Genomic DNA, 18070 nt, shown 5'->3' on the forward strand with positions numbered 1-18070 from the left:
TATTTTTTTAATCTCGCAAAGTCGCTGCTTTTTTTGTTTCACGTAGATTCTACAGATTTTACCAGATTAAATTAGATTAAAAAAAATCTGCAAAATCTGCTTAAATCTTTTTTAAATCTGCGTGAAAAAAACTTTGCGCCTTCGAGCCTTTGTGGCAAAATAAAAATTACCAAAAAACGGTATATAAAGCCACTAATATTCCGCAGATAATAAACGAGCCGACAATAAACTCTGATGACACTTTAAACATCGAATTATCGACTTCTATTTTATGAATTGCGCCTTCTTCTTCCGATACTGGATTTGCCAGACTAAGACCAACCATTATAAACACAATTAAAAAGAAAACAATAGTCATTCGGTCTAAGAAAGGATAATCTGGAAAAGCGCCTTCTGTCCACATAGGCAGGAATTTCAATATGGCGACTGAGCGGCACTGTTAACAATGCACCAGCAAGTCCAGCTGTTGGCGTTGTTTTTTTCCAAAACATTCCCAATAAAAAAACTGCTAAAACTCCAGGTGAAAAGAACCCAACATATTCTTGTATAAATTGATAGGCCTGATCTAATGATTTTAATGCCGGTGCTACAATGGCGAGCAATGATCATACAAACAACTACACACCATCTTCCGGTACGTACGAGCTTTTTTTCTGTTGCCTGCGAATTGAAATATTTTTTATAAATATCTAAAGAAAATATAGTCGAAATACTATTTGCTTTTCCTGCTAAAGAAGCTACGATTGCCGCCGTTAAAGCGACAAGAGCCACGCCTTTTAATCCTGCTGGAAGTAAATTCATTAAAGTTGGATAAGCCTGATCTGGTTTTAAAACTCCTGCTGCATCTACCATTTCCTGCTGAAACATTCCGTTAGAATGCATTACGAACATCGCAATACCAGGTAGAACAGCAATAATTGGAACTAATAATTTTAAAAAGGCGACAAATAAAATTCCTTTTCGGGCTGTTTTTAAATCGGCTCCTAAAGCGCGGCCGCACAATATATTGATTGCATCCCCAATACGCCAGATTATTGATTAACATACCACCGACCAAAACAGACATTCCCGGTAATTCAGTATAATGCGGATTTGATTCGTCTAAAATCATGTGCAAATGTCCCGGCGCTTCATCAGCAATAATTGCCAGTCCTTTTAGAATATCTTTTCCAAAACCAAACTGATCCGAAAGTAAAGTCAATGCTAAATAAGTGGTTACTAATCCTCCAAGAATTAAAACGATAACCTGAAACATATCGGTATATCCTATTACTTTCATCCCGCCTAAAGTTACAATCACAGAGAATAAACTCAGCGCAATAACACAAAACTGAAAACTTACAGGAGCAATAGATGAAATGGCCAAAGCACCTAAATAAATTATAGAAGTAAGGTTTACAAACACATAGATTAACAGCCAGATAATAGCCATAATGGTACTTACTGTTCCGCTGTATCTTTTGGCCAGAAACTGCGGCATGGTAAATATCTTGTTTTTAAGGTAAACTGGTAAAATAAACATCGCTACGATAATTAATGTAGCGACAGACATCCATTCGTAAGAAGCAATGGCAAGTCCAATAGCGAAACCAGAACCGCTCATCCCAATAAAATGTTCTGCTGAAATATTAGATGCAATCAATGAAGCTCCAATTGCCCACCAGGTAAGTGATCCCTCTGCTAAAAAATATTCGTTGGAACTGGTTGTCGCGGTTTTCTTGCTTCTGTAAATATACATTCCATATGCCGTGACTATGACAAAGTAAATAAAGAAAACAATGTAATCTGCGGTTTGTAATACATTCATAATAGTGTGGTTATTGTGTGGTTAGATAGTAAGATGTATTTAAATTTGAATGTCTCTCAAATTTTTAGAAACCATTTTCTTTTGTATAAAAAGTATAGTAAAAGAAGTTGTATTATTGTGACGGATAAAGTCGCAAAAAAAGGTCGCCATACAAGTGGCGTAAAATTGATAAGGTCGCCAAAAACATAATCTGCCGTATGTTTAAAATCAACTAAACCTTCTGCGATGATGTAAATCAAAATAGAATTTGAACCGATTAAAATTAAAGGGAATGCCCATTTATGGAATCCAAACAAGTCGATTATTAAATAGAAAAAAACAAAAAACAAAATACTGAATCCGCCGACAAAACATACAAATGAACTCGTCCATAAATGTTTATTGATTGGGAAATTAATATCCCAAACTAATCCTATAATAATTAGAACAATCGCCGTAAGAGTCATTAAAAGCAATTTCACTTTTATAGAAAAAGAGTATTTTGCTTTTAAAAATGTTCCAACAAAAACACCTAACAATGCTGTAGCAATAGCAGGTATGGTAGAAAATATTCCTTCCGGATCATAAACCGTACTATGCAGTCTGCCGGGTAAAAATAAACGATCAATATATCCTTCTAATGAGCCTTCTTTAGTTAAAACCCCTGTGCCAAACTCAGGAACAGGAATCCATTTCATTGCCGCATAATAGCCAATCAAAATAGCGAAAAACCAAATTAATTGTTTTTTAATGTCAAAATTCAAATAAATAATTCCTGCAAAAAACCAAGCCAGACCAATTCTTCCTAAAACGCTTGCAAAACGGGTATGATCAAAACCATCGAATCGCAATAATCCATTTACCACAAATCCTAAAATCAGTAAAATACAGGTTCTTCTGAGCATTGATAAGTAAATTTTCTTCTTTTCGTTGCTTGGTAATTCTTGCGGCGTTTTTACACCAGCGAGTTCCATTTTCTTTTCAAAAGAGTACGGCATTGAAACTCCTGCCACAAACAGAAAAACAGGAAAAATCATATCATAAAACGTAATTCCATTCCATTCTGCATGATGCAATTGCGATGACATCCAGATAAAAACGGGAATTGGGGCGCTTTGGCCAAAGCATGAATTATGTGTTCTCCGCTCATAATCCAAAACATAACAAATCCGCGCGACTGCATCTAAAGAAATTAATCTTCCTTTTGTAGTGTTACTCATTTTTTAAAGTATTCAGTTTTCAGTCTCAGTCTCAGTTTTCAGTTTTCGGTCGCAGTGTTCAGTCTCAGTTTTCAGTGTTCAGTCTCGGTTTTCAGTTTTCGGTCGCAGTGTTCAGTCGCAGTGTTCAGTTTTCAGTTTTCAGTTGCAGTTTTCGGTCGTAGTGTTCAGCGCAAACTGCGACTGAAACTGAAAACTGAAAACTGAGACTGAGACTAAAAAATGAATACTTTAAAAAATAGGTTTTATAACAAATCCGTAGCTGTATTCGCTTTGGGTTAATACATATTGTTCGTGCGTATGGTAATCCCCAGCTGTTGTCTCCTCCTAAGCCGCGTTGGCTTAAATCAACACAAACTACTACTTCTTCTCTTGGAGTAATATCGCTGGAATGAATATTTTTCTTAGAAATTCCTCCGTCAAAATCACTCGGATAATTATTTAAAGTACTCATACTTAAAGGTCGCAGACCTTTTATCTCCAAGCCATTTCCTTTATTGCTTGACAACTTAAACCAGCGTATATCCGTCTTGTATCCATTTTCTTGTGGGCGTGTATAAGGCACATATTGGTCTGCAACTTTACTGTAATAAATTCCTTTTAATGCCGCTGTTTTTCTATCTGAATAATTTTCTAAAGGTCCTCTTCCGTAATAATCCAAGTTTTCTAATTCATTTTTTAAAGTGAATATCATTCCGAAACGCGGGATTTCCGGCACTGGATTATTGCCTTTTTTATAAGATGCTTGTACTTCTAAAGCACCGTCATTTCCTAATGAGTATTTAATGGTATAATCAGAAGCGACATCATTCAGTTTTAATTTGGCGACGATATATTGCTTTCCGTTTTCCTCTATTTGCTGAATACTTTCTAGACTGGTATTTTTACCCGCTGTTCTCCAGACATTCGTTCTAATCTGCATTTTATTTCCAATATCATTATCCGTTGGTGCTCTCCAGAAATTTGGCTCAGGATATTGTTTAAAATATTCCTTCCCTTTTAAACTATAGAAAGAAATTAATCCCGTTTTTTTGCTGATTTTCACCACAACATTCTCTGATGTCAACACAAACTGCTCTTTTTCGTCCTGAATTTTAGCCCCATTTACTTTTTCTGATTTTACAAAATAGTTGGCGTCTTCTATAACAAACTGTTCTTTGGCAATTTCAAAATGCTGTGGCAGTAATTCAGAACTTGTTTTCGTGTATGCAAAGACATTCAATAAATATTCTGTCCCTTCTTTTGATTGTAATTTTGGTAAATCAAGCTTAAACTGTTTTTTTGTTTTAGGATCTAAAGCAACATTAATTGTTCCTTCTTTAATTACTTTTCCGTTTTCTAAAACCTCATATTTAAAGTTGTATTTATTCAAATTTGCAAAACCAAAATCGTTTACAATTTCGATCACTCCGTTTTTGATATCTACAGCATTAAATAAAATATCCTGATATACTTTTTTTACTTCAAATGCACCGGGATGCGGTGTTCTGTCAGCGTAAACTAATCCGTTGTGACAGAAATTTTCATCATTTAAATAATTCTGGCTTCCCATATCGCCGCCATAAGCCCAATATTCTCTGCCAGCTTCATCTTTTCTTTTATAACCCTGATCTACCCAGTCCCAGATGAAACCGCCCTGCATATTTTTGCTTCCGCGAATGATATCCCAGTATTCCTGAAAATTACCGCCGCTGTTTCCCATCGCATGCGAATACTCACACATGATATAAGGGCGTGTAACTTCTTTACGTGCCGCATATTCTTTCATGTATTCTATTGTCGGGTACATTGGGCAAACGATATCGGTATTTTCGTTTTCTTTTGCCTGCTCAAACTGAACCAATCTTGTATTATCTCTTTTTTTAATCCATTTGTAGGCTTCGTGAAATACAGGCCCATTAGCACTTTCATTACCTAATGACCAAATAATTACGGATGGCATATTTTTATCTCTTTCAACAAGACTATAGATTCTATCCAAATGTGCTTCTTTCCATTCTGGAAGAAAACCCGGATTCGTTTTTGGGTTCATCCAAATTAAAGGCTGTCCCTCTACTCCCATTCCATGGCTTTCGATATTCGCTTCATCAACCAAAAACAAACCGTATTTATTACATAGTTTTACCCATAAAATATTATTTGGATAATGACTGCGCCGTACTGAATTAATGTTCAGCTGTTTCATCATTTTGATGTCTTTCATCATCGTCGCTTCGTCCTGATAATGTCCCGTTTCTGGATTGTGTTCGTGAATATTTACACCATGAACCATTAATCGAACTCCGTTTACCAATAATTGTCCGCCTTTTAATTCTACTTTTCTAAATCCTATTTGAGTCGAAACAGTTTCTATAAGATCTCCTTTTGTATTTCTTAAAGTCAAAAGCAACGTGTATAAATTTGGCGTTTCACTGCTCCATAATTTTGGATTGGAAACATTCTGAGCAAAATTGATTGTCTGAATTTTCGATGCTTCAAAATTGACATTCAATTCTTTTGTAAATACATTTTTACCTGAAGCATCTACCAGTTTCGCCGTCAATTTTTGATTGTTAACAGCAGTCGAAGTAAGGTTTTTTAAGTTTACTTCTACATTCAAATTTCCGTTTTTGTATTTCGCATCTAAATCTGGTTTGGCAAAAAAATCTGAAATTCGAACATTATCTGTACTATACAAATACACATTTCTATCAATTCCCGACAGTCTCCACATATCCTGATCTTCCAGATACGAACCGTCACTCCATCTGTAAACTTCGACAGCAAGATCATTTTTTCCTGGTTTTAAATATTTAGAAATATCAAATTCTGCCGGACTTTTGGTGTTTTCTGTATAGCCTACTTTTTCACCATTTACCCAAATATACATCGTCGCCGTTCCTGCCTCAAAATGAAGAAAAACATGTCGGTCTTTCCAGTTTTCCGGCAGTACAAAATCTTTTTTATAAGACCCAACCGGGTTATCCCAATGATTGATAAACGGCGGATTTTTTTCGAAAGGATAGGTTATGTTGGTGTAAATTGGTACGCCGTAACCATTCAGTTCCCAGTTGGAGGGCACCTGAAGTTCCTTCCAATGTAATGTACTGAAATCTGTTTTATAAAAATCCTTTGGGCGCTGATCTGGTGTCGGCGACCACGCAAATTTCCATTGACCGTTTAGAGAAAAATACCATGGAGAGTTTTCATATTTATCGCTTATTGCAGAAGTTTCGTCTGCATAGGGAAGAAAGGCGACGCGAGCCGGTTCTCTGTTAATTTGAAATACTTGCGGATTTTCCCAATCGTTGCGATCTTGTTCCTGAGCAGAAACAAAATTTCCGCAAAGTACAAGCAGGCTTAATAAAAGTATTTTGGTTTTGATTTTATGCATTATTGTGGTTTTAGATAGCTTTCAAATGAAATTTCTGATATTTCTAGAAATTCAATTTTTCAGGTAAATATTTAGCAACTAATTCTTTATAATATGGAAGTAATGCTTTTACATCTGGTTTAACAGGAGCTTTAGTGTATAAATCGTACGGATTGAACTTTCTTACCCAGTCAAACATTTCTATGTCTTTTTCATTCATTAAATGGGCATAAGCGTTTTCTTTGTGCTGTGAATAAAAAGAATGATAACGAATCATGTATAAAGCCGGATCTGGAAGGTAATCTTTCATAATCTGATACAAATATTCGTCATGACCCCAGCTCATTTTTACCTTTTCCAATCCGCAGTTCTGGGTATACACACCAAATTTGGTATTGAATCTTTCGTCTGTATAATCGGGGTTTTCTTTGAAAAATTCTGAGTAAACAATTTTGTCCGAGTACGCACATCCAACTGGAAATGTATCGCCCACAACTGCCCACTGCGGTTCTCCGAACAAACATAAAATTTTACCCAAATCATGAATAAAACCTGTTAGTACAAACCAATCTGGGTGACCGTCTGCTCTAATGGCTTCAGAAGTCTGTAAAAGGTGTTGTGTTTGGTCTAGGTCAATATCTGGGTCGCTGTCGTCTACAAGTGTGTTTAAAAACTCAACAGCTTCCCAGATTGACATTTCTTTTTTATTGAATTGTAGAAATTCTGCTTCTTTATTACAAACAAAATCATAGGTTTGGTAGGTATGATTTATTCTATAAAATTCCTTAACGGTTTCTACTCTTTCTGAATCTACATAATTTCTAAATTCTTCTTTTTGCTTTTCAGGAGCACTTTCAGAAGGATCTGGATATCGCAGTAACAAATCATCTTCCCATTCATCTAAATTATTCAACGGATTGTCTGTGTCTATATTCTTTTTCATGGTCTAAAAGTTATAAGTTATAAGACAAAAATAGAATTACATCTACCGTTGAAAATGGATTAATACATCAAAAACATGGATAATTCTTGTTTCTGTAGGATTTTATATATTATTTCTATGAAAAACATGTGTTTCACGTTCTTGTTGGTCATTTCATATTGCGTTCCCGTGGTTGAAACCACAGGCTATGTTTTTAATATTGAAATAAAAAAATTACGCAATAGAATTTCAAATATAGCCCGGGGTTTCAACCACGGGAGACGTATGGGAAGAAATTAGATTGTAGATATAGATCGCGTTCCCGTGGTTGAAACCATAGGCTATGTTTTTAATATTGAAATAAAAAAAATTACGGAATAGAATTTCAAATATAGCCCGTGGTTTCAACCACGGGAGACGTATGGGAAGAAATTAGATTGCGGATATACATTGCGTTCCCGTGGTTGAAACCACGGGCTATGTTTTTAATATTGAAATAAAAAAAAATTGCGCAATAGAATTTCAAATATAGCCCGTGGTTTCAACCACGGGAGACGTATTGGGCGAAATTAGATTGTGGATGTACATTGCGTTCCCGTGGTTGAAACCACGGGCTATGTTGCTCTTAATAGAAAATACAAACATTAATTAATCAGCTTGCTAGGTGGGAAACCAAACTGCTTTTTAAAACATCGGCTGAAATATAGAGGATCATTAAAACCTACCAAATTAGTCACTTCTGAAACATTGTATTTTTTAGATTTAAGCAGTTCAGCCGATTTTTTTAAACGAATAGTTCTAATAAATTCGTTTGGTGCCAGATCGGTCAGTTCTTTAATTTTTCTATATAATTTAGAAGAGCTTACTCCCAATTTATCGCACAAGAAATCTGTAGAAAGATCCACTTCGCTTAAATTATCATTGATCAGATTCGTGACTTTTACCATAAATTCTTCGTCAATTGGAGAATGAGTCAGCATACTGACCTTGCCTTCTACTTCGCCTGAGAATTTTTGTTTTAGCTCTAATCTTGATTTGATCATATTTTCTATAACCGTTTTCAATAATAATGGCTCAAAAGGTTTCACTAAATAACCGTCTGCACCCATGTCATAGCCTTTTACTTTATCCATATTTTCAGAAAGTGCGGTAAGCATTACAACTGGAATATGACTGATAAATTCATCATTTTTAAGTTCACGGCAAAATTCCAATCCGTCCATAACAGGCATCATGACATCGGTAACGCATAAGATTGGTTTAATTTGTCGGCAGATTTTTAAACCTTCTAGTCCATTTTCTGCGTCATAAACTTTATAATAATCCGATAAATAGTCCACCAAATATTTTCTAAGTTCACTATTGTCTTCGATCACCAATATTTTTTCTTTTAGATCTGTGTTCTGAATGATCTTCTTAGTCGCTTTTTCTGGAATAAGCATACTTAGATTATCATTTTTAAGTGCATATTCAAACACCTCTTTATGCTCGTACGAATCGCGGTCAATCGGAATTTCAACTCTAAAAGCACTTCCTTTTCCGGGAGTACTTTCGACAGTAATAGTTCCTTTATGAATCGCTACTAAAGATTTTACCAATGATAAACCAATACCAGATCCCGTATTATTGGCCTTACTATTGGTTGCCTGATAAAATCGTTTGAAAATTTTCTCCTGACTTTTTAACGGAATCCCAATTCCATCATCGGTTACTTCGATCACTAAAATATCTTCAACTGTATCCTTAAGTCTGATATACAAATCGACATTTCCATTTTTATTGGTAAACTTTAGGGCGTTCGACAATAAATTGTATAGAATTTTGTCATATTTATCATTGTCCAGCCAGCCGTTTATTTCATCATCTTCAGAAACAAAATTGAGTTTGATCTTTTTATTATAAGCCATTTCCTTAAAGGAATCGAAAATATTTTTAGAGTAAACCAACACATCCGTTTTTGTTACTTTCAGTTTCAATTCGCCAGATTGTGCTTTTCTAAAATCCAAAACCTGATTCACCAAATTCAGTAATCTGCTGGCATTTTGATAAATTAAATTGTACCTGCTTTTTCATAATCAGTTGCATTGCTCGCTTTCATCTAAAAGCTGTTTCGCCGGACCTAAAATAAGCGTTAACGGCGTTCTTAATTCATGCGAAATATTGGTGAAGAAACGTAATTTCTCATTATTCAATTTAATGTCGTGTTCTCTGTTTACTTTCTCGGTAAGGAGTTCTTGTTTTAAACGAATTCGGTTTTTGATTTCTTTTCTGATAAAATAAAACACACCAAATAAAAGTGCCAAAAACAGTAAAAAAGAAGTTGGGGTTAACCAAAAAGGCGGCAGGATTTTTATTTTATAAGAAACTGTTTTACTCCAAAATCCATCGCTGTTGCTTGATCTTATTTTAAAGACATAATTCCCTGGATAAAGGTTGGTATATTGAACAATTCTCGAAGTACTATTTGCAGTAATCCAATGTTTATCAAATCCTTCCAGCATATATTGAAACTTATTCAGCTTTTCGTTTGCAAATGAAGGAGCAGAAAACTGAAGCGAAAAATTGCGGTTTTTATGGCTCAATTCTATTTCTTTTCCATAGTTTAAATCTTTGGAAAGCGGAATTTCTCCATTAATTTCCATTTCTGGAAAAACTTCTTCATTCTGAATTTTAAATTCGGAAATAACTGGTAAAGGCGACCAATTATTTCTTTTCATTGCAGGCGGTGAAAAAGAAATAATTCCATTTTTGCCACCCAGAAAAATATTAGAATTATTAAAATAAAAGAAACCGCTTGAACTAAAAACATCCAATCTGTTACCGCTGTTTACGTGATAAATGCTGATATCCTTTAAATTAGATTTAACAAAAGCAATATTATTGTTATTGATATTCAGCCACAAATTCCCTTGTGCATCTGACAAAATATCGGTAATCCATTTGCCCGAAAGTTCTTTAAGATTTTTTACGGGTTCAAATTCGTTCTTTTTTGGATTGAACAAACATAGTCCAAAACGTGTTGAAGCCCATATTTTACCTTTTGTATCCACCAAAACATCGCTTACATTTTCATCATGGGGCACTCCTTTTTCTTTGATAAAAAGCGACGAATAGGTTTCAATTTTTCCAGAGTTGATATTGTATTTTACAACTCCCGTTTCTGTGGCAAACCAAACGTTATTTTTGGCATCTCTTTCAATGGCATTAATCTGAAAATCCGGCAGAAGTTTGCTGGAAGTTTGTACCAGAAGCGTTTTAGTATTTAAAATTACGGCTCCTTCACCAAAAGAACCTACAATAATCGAATCATCTGTAATCTTTCTAAAAGCAAAAACGGGCGATTTTTCGAATCCTGCCTTTATTTCTCTGGAAGAATTTGTGATGTAGTTGTAAACTAATATGTTTCCGTCCCAAAGCCCGCAATAAAAGATTTTTCCATCATCAGAGTAAATGCTGGCAATATCTTTTCCCGTATTGTGTAAAGGTGTTGAGCCTTTTGTATTCGAAATAAAAAGTCCGTTGTGATACGTAGCCACAATGATTTTTTCATCGTACGTTTTAGCAAAACCTCTTATACGTGGTGCCTGGTTGCCAATTGAACGCGAAATATCTTTGTTTAAGGTAAACTGATTTTCATAGGGGTCATATTTGTCTAAACCATCTTCCGTGCCAATCCATAAGACGCCGGATTTATCGAAATAAAGTGATGAAATTAAATTATCTACCAGCGAAGTATCATCAGATAAAATAGAATAATACCATTTGTAATTCCCTTTTTGAATATCGTCTAATTGATCACAAACTAATAATCCACCTAAAGTTCCTACCCAGTATTTTCCGTCGGGAGCTTGCGCAACGGATAAAAAATAAGGTCCTAAAGCGCCCCTAATCTGTTTGTTTTCTATATATAAATTGACAAATTGATCGGTAGATTTATCCAACTTATATAAACCTTCGCGGGTTCCCACAAAAATATTGGATTTGGCATCTTCGTAAATGAAGTTAATGTATGGATTTTTTATGTTGGAATACGGAACAGAAAGTGTGTAATTATTAATTCGCACGATTGCTCCCTTGGCATCCATTGTTATTTTTGCGACACCCGATTTTTCATAACTTCCAACCCAGATATTACCTTTTTTGTCTTCAAAAATTTCTTTTACATAATCGAAACCTTTAAGCTTAATTTTTTCAAATCGGTTTTCTTTCAAAAAGAACAGATACATACCTTTTGTTTTGGTACCCACCCAGACTCTTTTAAATTTATCTACATAAACAGATCTGACTTCATCATCGGGAAGGCTGTTTGGATCCTCTTTTTTATGAAAAAAGGTGGTAAAAACATGCGTATCCATTTGAAAAAGTGTCAATCCTTTTCGGGTACCAATCCATAAATGATTTGAAGTTTCATCCAGCTCCAGAGCTGTAATGTCATCATTATACAATTTATTTTTTCCCAGCGTCGAACTCATGTAATTTTTGAACTGATAACCGTCGAAACGATTTAATCCTGAGAAAGTTCCAAACCACATGAAACCTTTTTTATCCTGTACAATATGGCGCACCGAATTATGAGACAATCCGTTATTATCATTATAATGCGCAAATTTTATATTCTGTGAATAAGAATGATAAAAAACAGCAAAAAATAAGAATAGTATAAAGGATTTTGGTTTCATCGAAATAAATTATAAACGCAATTTAATGTTTTTGATTTAATAAATATCAAAATTATTTAACAGATAAATTATCAATCTTGTTATTTTTTATATCAATCTTAAAATGATCGGAAGGCTCGCCATTCATGGTTTTGGAAAAAATTTCTGCCCATAAAATCAGTTTAGGATCACTAGCTTTTTTTAACTGTCTGCAAACCAATTCATATTGCTTTAATCTCTTGTTTCCAATTTCAGAAAAGGCCAATTCATCAGCACTTTTTAAACGGTAAAAATCGAAAATCATATCAAAACCATTCCAGTCAAAATCGGAAATATTTAGAGAATTTGATTCCAAATCTTTATCAATTTCTGAGGGATTTTTATTTATTTCCAATAACTCTCTTCCTGAAAGATTTAAAATCGATTTTAAAAAATCAGCTGGGAAATCTTCTGGCAGAAATCTCAACCGAACTAATTCTTTTAAATGCCAGTTTGTAAATGCCGCATAATCTTTGGCTTTTAAAATTTCTTTGTTCCAAATTTTATCACTTTTACAATTTTGTAAATGAGCATATTCTTCTTCATAAAAAGGAAATAAACTATTGAATTTAGGCACTTTACCAATTACAACCGTTTCGACTTCAAATTCAGAATCTGAATGAATCGTTAGTATTTTATACGCCGGCATATACGCGAGCAAGCGAAGGCGTTTGAATATTAAACAATGTATTTCCGTTTGCGGATGTTCTTACGCCCGTATCGTTAATGTGCATGTGTCCGCCAAAGTGAATCTGAATTCCTGCATCTGCAAACTGCTGTGCAACTTCTTCGTCTGGAACTCTATGTAACTGCATTTTATCGGCACCAAAAAGTTGTTTTAATTCCGGCGATGCATTGTCATTAAATTCCACCATCGGGTAATGACTAAAAGCAATCAATATTTTTCCTTTTTGTTTCGCTTCCGCGGAAACTTTTTTTACCCAGTTTAATAAGTGACTTTTATAAATCAGAACGTTATTGTAACCTGTATTGGCTCCCGAAAAATCGTGCGGATCATCTTGTTTACCGGATAATTTCTCGTTTGGAACATACGCATTGGCATCTATAGCCAAAAGCCAGATTCCTTTAATGGGTTCAACAAGATAACTGGCATCCGGCAGAAACAGATTTGTGTTTTTAATTAGATACGTTCTATTTTCTAAAACAGATTCTTTTTGAGCTTCTTCAAAATTATAATGCTCATAAATATAGTTGGAAAAAGGCGTTTCCCAATACAGATCGGTCGTTTTAGGAAAAAAACCAAAGTCCCGCATTTCCTGAATAGTTTCCTTGTAACCCCAGTTTTTAATAGCGACAGTAATAATGGGTTCGAGTTCGCTTTTACTTTTATTGAAATTATTTTTTGAACTGCTGATAATCTGCTCTTTTCCGTCTTTACCTAAAAAATCAGTTTTAGCCGCGTCTTGCGAAAATGGTCGTACAACATCATGATTTCCTGTTGTAACATAAAAGGAAAGACCGTATTTTTGAGAATATTCGTTGAGTATTTTCTTCAATCCGCGAACGTGAACGGGCTGTCCGTCGTCGCTGAAATCACCCGGAAGTACTACTTGTTTAATGCCTCTTTTGACAATATTATTTAAGGCTTCTAAAAAGGCAAAATAATTTTCATTGAAAATTCTGGTAGAATGCAATTGAGCATTCATCGTCCTAATATTGGCATATTCGCCTGTAACCGGATTTTTGATTCCCCGATAATTGTTATCGTCAAATTTTGCAAAAATATCTTGTAAATGAACATCGGCTATAAAAGCAATTTTAACTTCTTTTTTAGCGGTCTGCTGTGATTTGCAGGAATATAAAGAAAGTAATAGTACTAGTATAGCCGATATTCTAAACATTTATTTTGTATTCTAATTTTTAATAATTATCTGTTACTTGTATTTTTTTTTTAGATTATACCGATTATATATCCATGAAATGTCCTTAAAATTAGACGCGGATTAAACAGATTCGCTAACGCGAAGACGCGGATTAAAACGGATTTTTATTAATCTTTTAAAAAATACAAATAGATTATCCGTTTTAACCCGCGTCTTTACGAAGTAAATCCGTTCAATCCGCGTTCTTACTTAAAGGATAATTCTATTACTTTTTAATATATGCTTCCAATTTATCTAAAGTGTTCAATTCTGTTTCTCTCGCGCTCGAAGAAATGATTTTTGTTTCTAATGTTTTTGCAGGTTTTGAGATTAACAAATATTGTGTTCCGTCATCTGTAGTTTTTTCATAATCTTTTGGATTATAAATAATTGTCGCTCCAATCTCTACGATTTCTGCCGCAACATCTTCCGGATGTTTTCCCCAAACTGCAATATAATTGGTTCCTTTTTTAGTTCCAAAATCTTTGAAATAATTGATTCCTGTAGCAAATTGTACTTTTTCTCCGCTTAAAGAAACAGCTTCTACTTTTGCTTCTCTTTTACCGGAAAACACCGTAACACGAACTAAAATATCAACTTTTTTTCCTTTGTAAGGAACTCCTCTTGAAATCATTTCCATCCACGAAGTCGTATCTGTTTTCCCCACACGTGCCAAACGATTTGTTACCGGATTTAAAGGCACCACTTTTTCTCCGTCCCAAAGTTTTACACCTCCCAAACCTACAGTTGATGCCACTTTATAATAATCTGCTCCCCAGCCTTCTTTTTGCTGTTCCGGCGTTGGGTACCAATTTGCTTTTTTCAACTCTAAACCTGGTTTAGCTTTAGAATAAACATCAATCGCTACTTTATCGCTAAAATAAATTCGCAAAGCCATCCATTCATTTTCCACCGCAGGCCCGTGATGTCCAATTGTTTTATATAAATCTCCCGTTTCTGAACCAATATCTGTCAGATAGGTAATTTTATCAGACTTCATATACAAACTTGTATCTGTATTATTTTGTCCAAAACAAATGCAAGCAAAAAGTAAAGTGGTTAAGATTGATAATCTCATAATTTCAATTATTAATAGTTTAAAATTTAATTTTCGTAAATTTAAACTAACATTTCAATACTTTCACTATTACGCAAACGATTTCTCAATAAATAATCATTTTGTTATAAAAAAGGAGTAAATGCTAGAGCATAAAACTCAATTTATAAATCTACTTTACGCATAATTATTTTAAACACATAGAAACATAGATTTTGATGCTTGTTAAGAGACGTTTCACTTGCATTAACAAATCCCGTCCCGAAGTTTCGGGATCGGGACTATGTGTGAGAAAGTAAGTTTCTTTTTGTCGTCTTTTCTACACAACTAAACTATGTTTCTATGTGTTGGATTCTTTTTTAATTACACCCAACGGGTTATATTATTTATCTGCTACTTTCACTAAAGTAAAGTTTATTCCTAAAGGATTTTTAGCTATTTTACAGATTAATGGATATTCTGGATTTTTGATAATCCACATTTCGGTTTCGTCAATTTGTGCAATTACATGCAATGCGTCAATTAATTTTCCATCAATAGAAACACCGTTTTTATCTCCATTCTTGTCTAGGACATAAGTGGTATTATTGTACACAAAAGAGCTGTTTTTTACTAAATCCTGATATGCCGATCTTGAAATCATAAAAAAGGTTTCTGTTGGTTTTAAGTTTAAAACCGGCGCGTATTCTCCCTGATTGAAACTTAAAGCATTTCCATTTTTTACTGCTTCAGGAAGCATCACAATACTGCTTTTTACGCCTCTTGTTTCCAATTTAAAAGCTAGTCCGTCACCTGCCGTTTGAGCTATAAGTGATAAAGTTCTGGTCTGTCCGTGCAGTTTACAGACATAATTTAGTTCTGTATTGTTTTTTAGTGTCGGGATGTAATTCTGCGCTATTCCTTTTTGATAAACGATACAAAAAAGAATCATTAAAAATATATTTTTCATCTTGCTTATCATTTTATTTAGCTGGTGGTAAAATAGTAGTTCCCCAAGCCGAAGGTTTAGAGTCCATTTCTAAAACTAATTCTCCTCCGTTATTAATATCATCGTGTAAAATCCAAGCTTTGTTGTATGGTTTTCCGTTTAAAAAAGCAGCTTTTATGTATTTGTTTTTATCGCTCATTTTTTTTGCCGAAATAGTAAACTTTTTACCATTTTCTAATTGCATGGTCGTTTCTTTTACCAAGGGCGTATTAATCAGATAATAAGGCTGTCCTGCATTTGGATATAATCCCATCATGTGAAAAGCAAGCCACGAAGACATTGCACCAGAATCATCATTGCCCGGAAGTCCTTCTCTTGAAGTGTTGAAATTATTTTTGATAATCGTTCTGATTCGGTCACTGCTCAAATACGGTTTCCCGATCCAGTGATACAGACAAGGCGTTAAAAACGAAGGTTCATTGGCCACATTATACAATTCGGAATTAAAAAATGTATTCAGTCTTTCTTCAAAAGCTTTTTCTCCTCCCGACTTACGAACCACTTCGGGAATATCATGCGGAATACTAAAGGAATATTCCCATGAATTTCCTTCGTAGAAAAACACACACCAATGGCAGACATACCAAGGCGATTCTATAATTACGGGCGTATATTTAAAAGTAGGTTTCTGGATTTTTGATTCTCCAAAAACAACATCATCCAGCCATTTTCCGTCTTTGTCTTTTGGCATAATAAAACCTTTGGCTCCGTTATTTTCATAATCAGAACGCCATAAATTCTGCCAGCTGTCGGCTTGTTTAATGTATTGATTGTACAAATCGGTTCTGCCTAATCCTTTGGCTACAATGGCAATATTATAATCGTTGTAGGCATAATCGATTGTTCGGTTTCCTGCGCGATCTGTGCCGTAGGGAACGTATCCTAATTTGAGATAATCTATTAATCCGCCTCTTCCTTCTTTTTCTTCATTTCCTCCCGGCGGAACGGTTGCGTCTTTGAGCATTGCTTCAAGCGCTAGTTTGTAATCAATTCCTTTTAAGTTTTTTACAAAAGCATCGGCCAGAACAACCTCAGCATTTGAACCTCCTTGCGTTCTTCCGTTGTCATTACCGCTTCTTCCTTCTGGTAAAAAACCTTCGCGTTTGTAAATATTGAGCATGGCGTTGATGATTTCAACTTTACGTTTAGAATCGATCAATGTAATTAAAGGGCTTGAAGTTCTAAAAGTATCCCAAATCGTATAAAAATCATCGTAATACGGTTCATCATTTGTCCATAACGGATTTTCTCCAGTTCTATCAACGGGCATAATCATCGTGTGATACAAACCCGTGTAGAACATTTTTTTATATTCGTCTGATGTATCTTCAGATAATGAAATTCGGCTTAATAAGTTTTCCCATTTATTTTCTAATACAGACAAAACGGTATTAAAATCCCAATGCGGAATTTCTACTTCTATATTGTTTTTGGCTTTTAATTCACTTAAAAATGAGATTCCGATTTTGATATTCAGTTCTTCTTTTACCCCGTTTCCGAAAGAGAGTAAAGCGACTGTTTTTTTCCGGAATCAAATTGTGCTTTTTGATTGTTGTAAAATTTTCCGTCTTTAAAAGTTACATATTTTGCAATTGGCTGATCGAAAACAGCCCAAAAATAAACGGTATAAGCGCGTCCATTATTCCAGCCTCCTCTTATTCTGCTGTATCCTCGCACTTCGGTATCCGAAACAATTTCGATCTGCGATCCTACAAACTGCTGTGCTTCTCTGGCATCAGGAATCTTTTCTTCTCCAAGAAAAAATCCCGGATCTATTTTTAATTCTTTTGATGTATTTTTTGGATAAGTGATACGGTAAAATGATACTTTTTCGCCTGTCGTGATTTCGGTTTTAATTTTATTTTCTTTGAAAATAGTTTCGTAGTAACCCAGTTTTACATTTTCTTCTGCTCTAAACGAAGTCTGATCCATTTTATCCAAAGCACCTGAAAATGGCATAATCTGAATGTTCCCATATTTGGGTCCTCCGCCTGTTCCGCTTACGTGTACTTGGCTAAAACCGGTTACTTCTTTAGGTATTGGAAGCCAGCCACTATTCGGACTCGAGGTACAATCTGGACTTGGTTTTACCATTCCGTATGGACACGACGGGCCTATAAAAACCCTGCCGACTCCTTCTGATCCAATCATTGGGTCGACGTATTGAT

At 34.8% G+C, this 18070-nt stretch carries 11 protein-coding genes and 1 pseudogene; all 12 read right to left on the bottom strand.

Annotated elements, in window-relative coordinates; translation table 11 throughout:
• Positions 1 to 166 precede the first annotated feature (166 nt).
• The 12 genes and pseudogenes from ACZZ95_RS20395 to ACZZ95_RS20450 all read right to left on the bottom strand — a co-directional run bounded on the left by ACZZ95_RS20395 (position 167) and on the right by ACZZ95_RS20450 (position 18053).
• Positions 167 to 1807: pseudogene (locus ACZZ95_RS20395) on the bottom strand (sodium:solute symporter family transporter).
• A gap of 56 nt (positions 1808 to 1863) precedes the next feature.
• Complete coding sequence (locus ACZZ95_RS20400) at positions 1864 to 3006, bottom strand: acyltransferase family protein (RefSeq protein ID WP_463470428.1); 1143 nt, start codon at positions 3004 to 3006, stop codon at positions 1864 to 1866.
• A 124-nt stretch (positions 3007 to 3130) separates the two neighbouring features.
• A complete protein-coding gene (gene lacZ, locus ACZZ95_RS20405) occupies positions 3131 to 6376 on the bottom strand; it encodes a beta-galactosidase, LacZ type (RefSeq protein ID WP_463470429.1) in 3246 nt (1081 codons plus the stop codon).
• Between the two features lie 43 nt (positions 6377 to 6419).
• Entirely contained in the window at positions 6420 to 7298 is an 879-nt protein-coding gene (locus ACZZ95_RS20410; protein WP_095954131.1) for an inositol oxygenase family protein, read from the bottom strand.
• A gap of 623 nt (positions 7299 to 7921) precedes the next feature.
• Positions 7922 to 9295: a hybrid sensor histidine kinase/response regulator transcription factor gene (locus ACZZ95_RS20415; protein WP_463470430.1), complete on the bottom strand. Its 1374-nt coding sequence runs from the start codon at positions 9293 to 9295 to the stop codon at positions 7922 to 7924.
• Positions 9296 to 9352: 57 nt separating this feature from the next.
• A complete protein-coding gene (locus ACZZ95_RS20420) occupies positions 9353 to 11956 on the bottom strand; it encodes a ligand-binding sensor domain-containing protein (RefSeq protein ID WP_463470431.1) in 2604 nt (867 codons plus the stop codon).
• Positions 11957 to 12008: 52 nt separating this feature from the next.
• Positions 12009 to 12635, bottom strand: coding sequence for a hypothetical protein (locus ACZZ95_RS20425; protein WP_463470432.1), 627 nt, complete (start codon positions 12633 to 12635; stop codon positions 12009 to 12011).
• Positions 12610 to 13836: a metallophosphoesterase gene (locus tag ACZZ95_RS20430; protein ID WP_463470433.1), complete on the bottom strand. Its 1227-nt coding sequence runs from the start codon at positions 13834 to 13836 to the stop codon at positions 12610 to 12612. Before ACZZ95_RS20430 ends, ACZZ95_RS20425 begins: the two co-directional genes overlap by 26 nt.
• 247 nt (positions 13837 to 14083) lie before the next feature.
• Positions 14084 to 14935 (bottom strand): DUF4861 family protein, encoded by an 852-nt coding sequence (locus ACZZ95_RS20435; RefSeq protein ID WP_463470434.1) that lies wholly within the window; start codon positions 14933 to 14935, stop codon positions 14084 to 14086.
• Between the two features lie 361 nt (positions 14936 to 15296).
• Positions 15297 to 15863: a hypothetical protein gene (locus ACZZ95_RS20440; protein WP_463470435.1), complete on the bottom strand. Its 567-nt coding sequence runs from the start codon at positions 15861 to 15863 to the stop codon at positions 15297 to 15299.
• Positions 15864 to 15876: 13 nt separating this feature from the next.
• Positions 15877 to 17379, bottom strand: coding sequence for a glycoside hydrolase family 92 protein (locus tag ACZZ95_RS20445; RefSeq protein WP_463471721.1), 1503 nt, complete (start codon positions 17377 to 17379; stop codon positions 15877 to 15879).
• An 8-nt stretch (positions 17380 to 17387) separates the two neighbouring features.
• Positions 17388 to 18053, bottom strand: coding sequence for a hypothetical protein (locus ACZZ95_RS20450; protein ID WP_463470436.1), 666 nt, complete (start codon positions 18051 to 18053; stop codon positions 17388 to 17390).
• Positions 18054 to 18070 lie beyond the last annotated feature (17 nt).

The organism is Flavobacterium sp. AC267 (genome assembly GCF_979258715.1).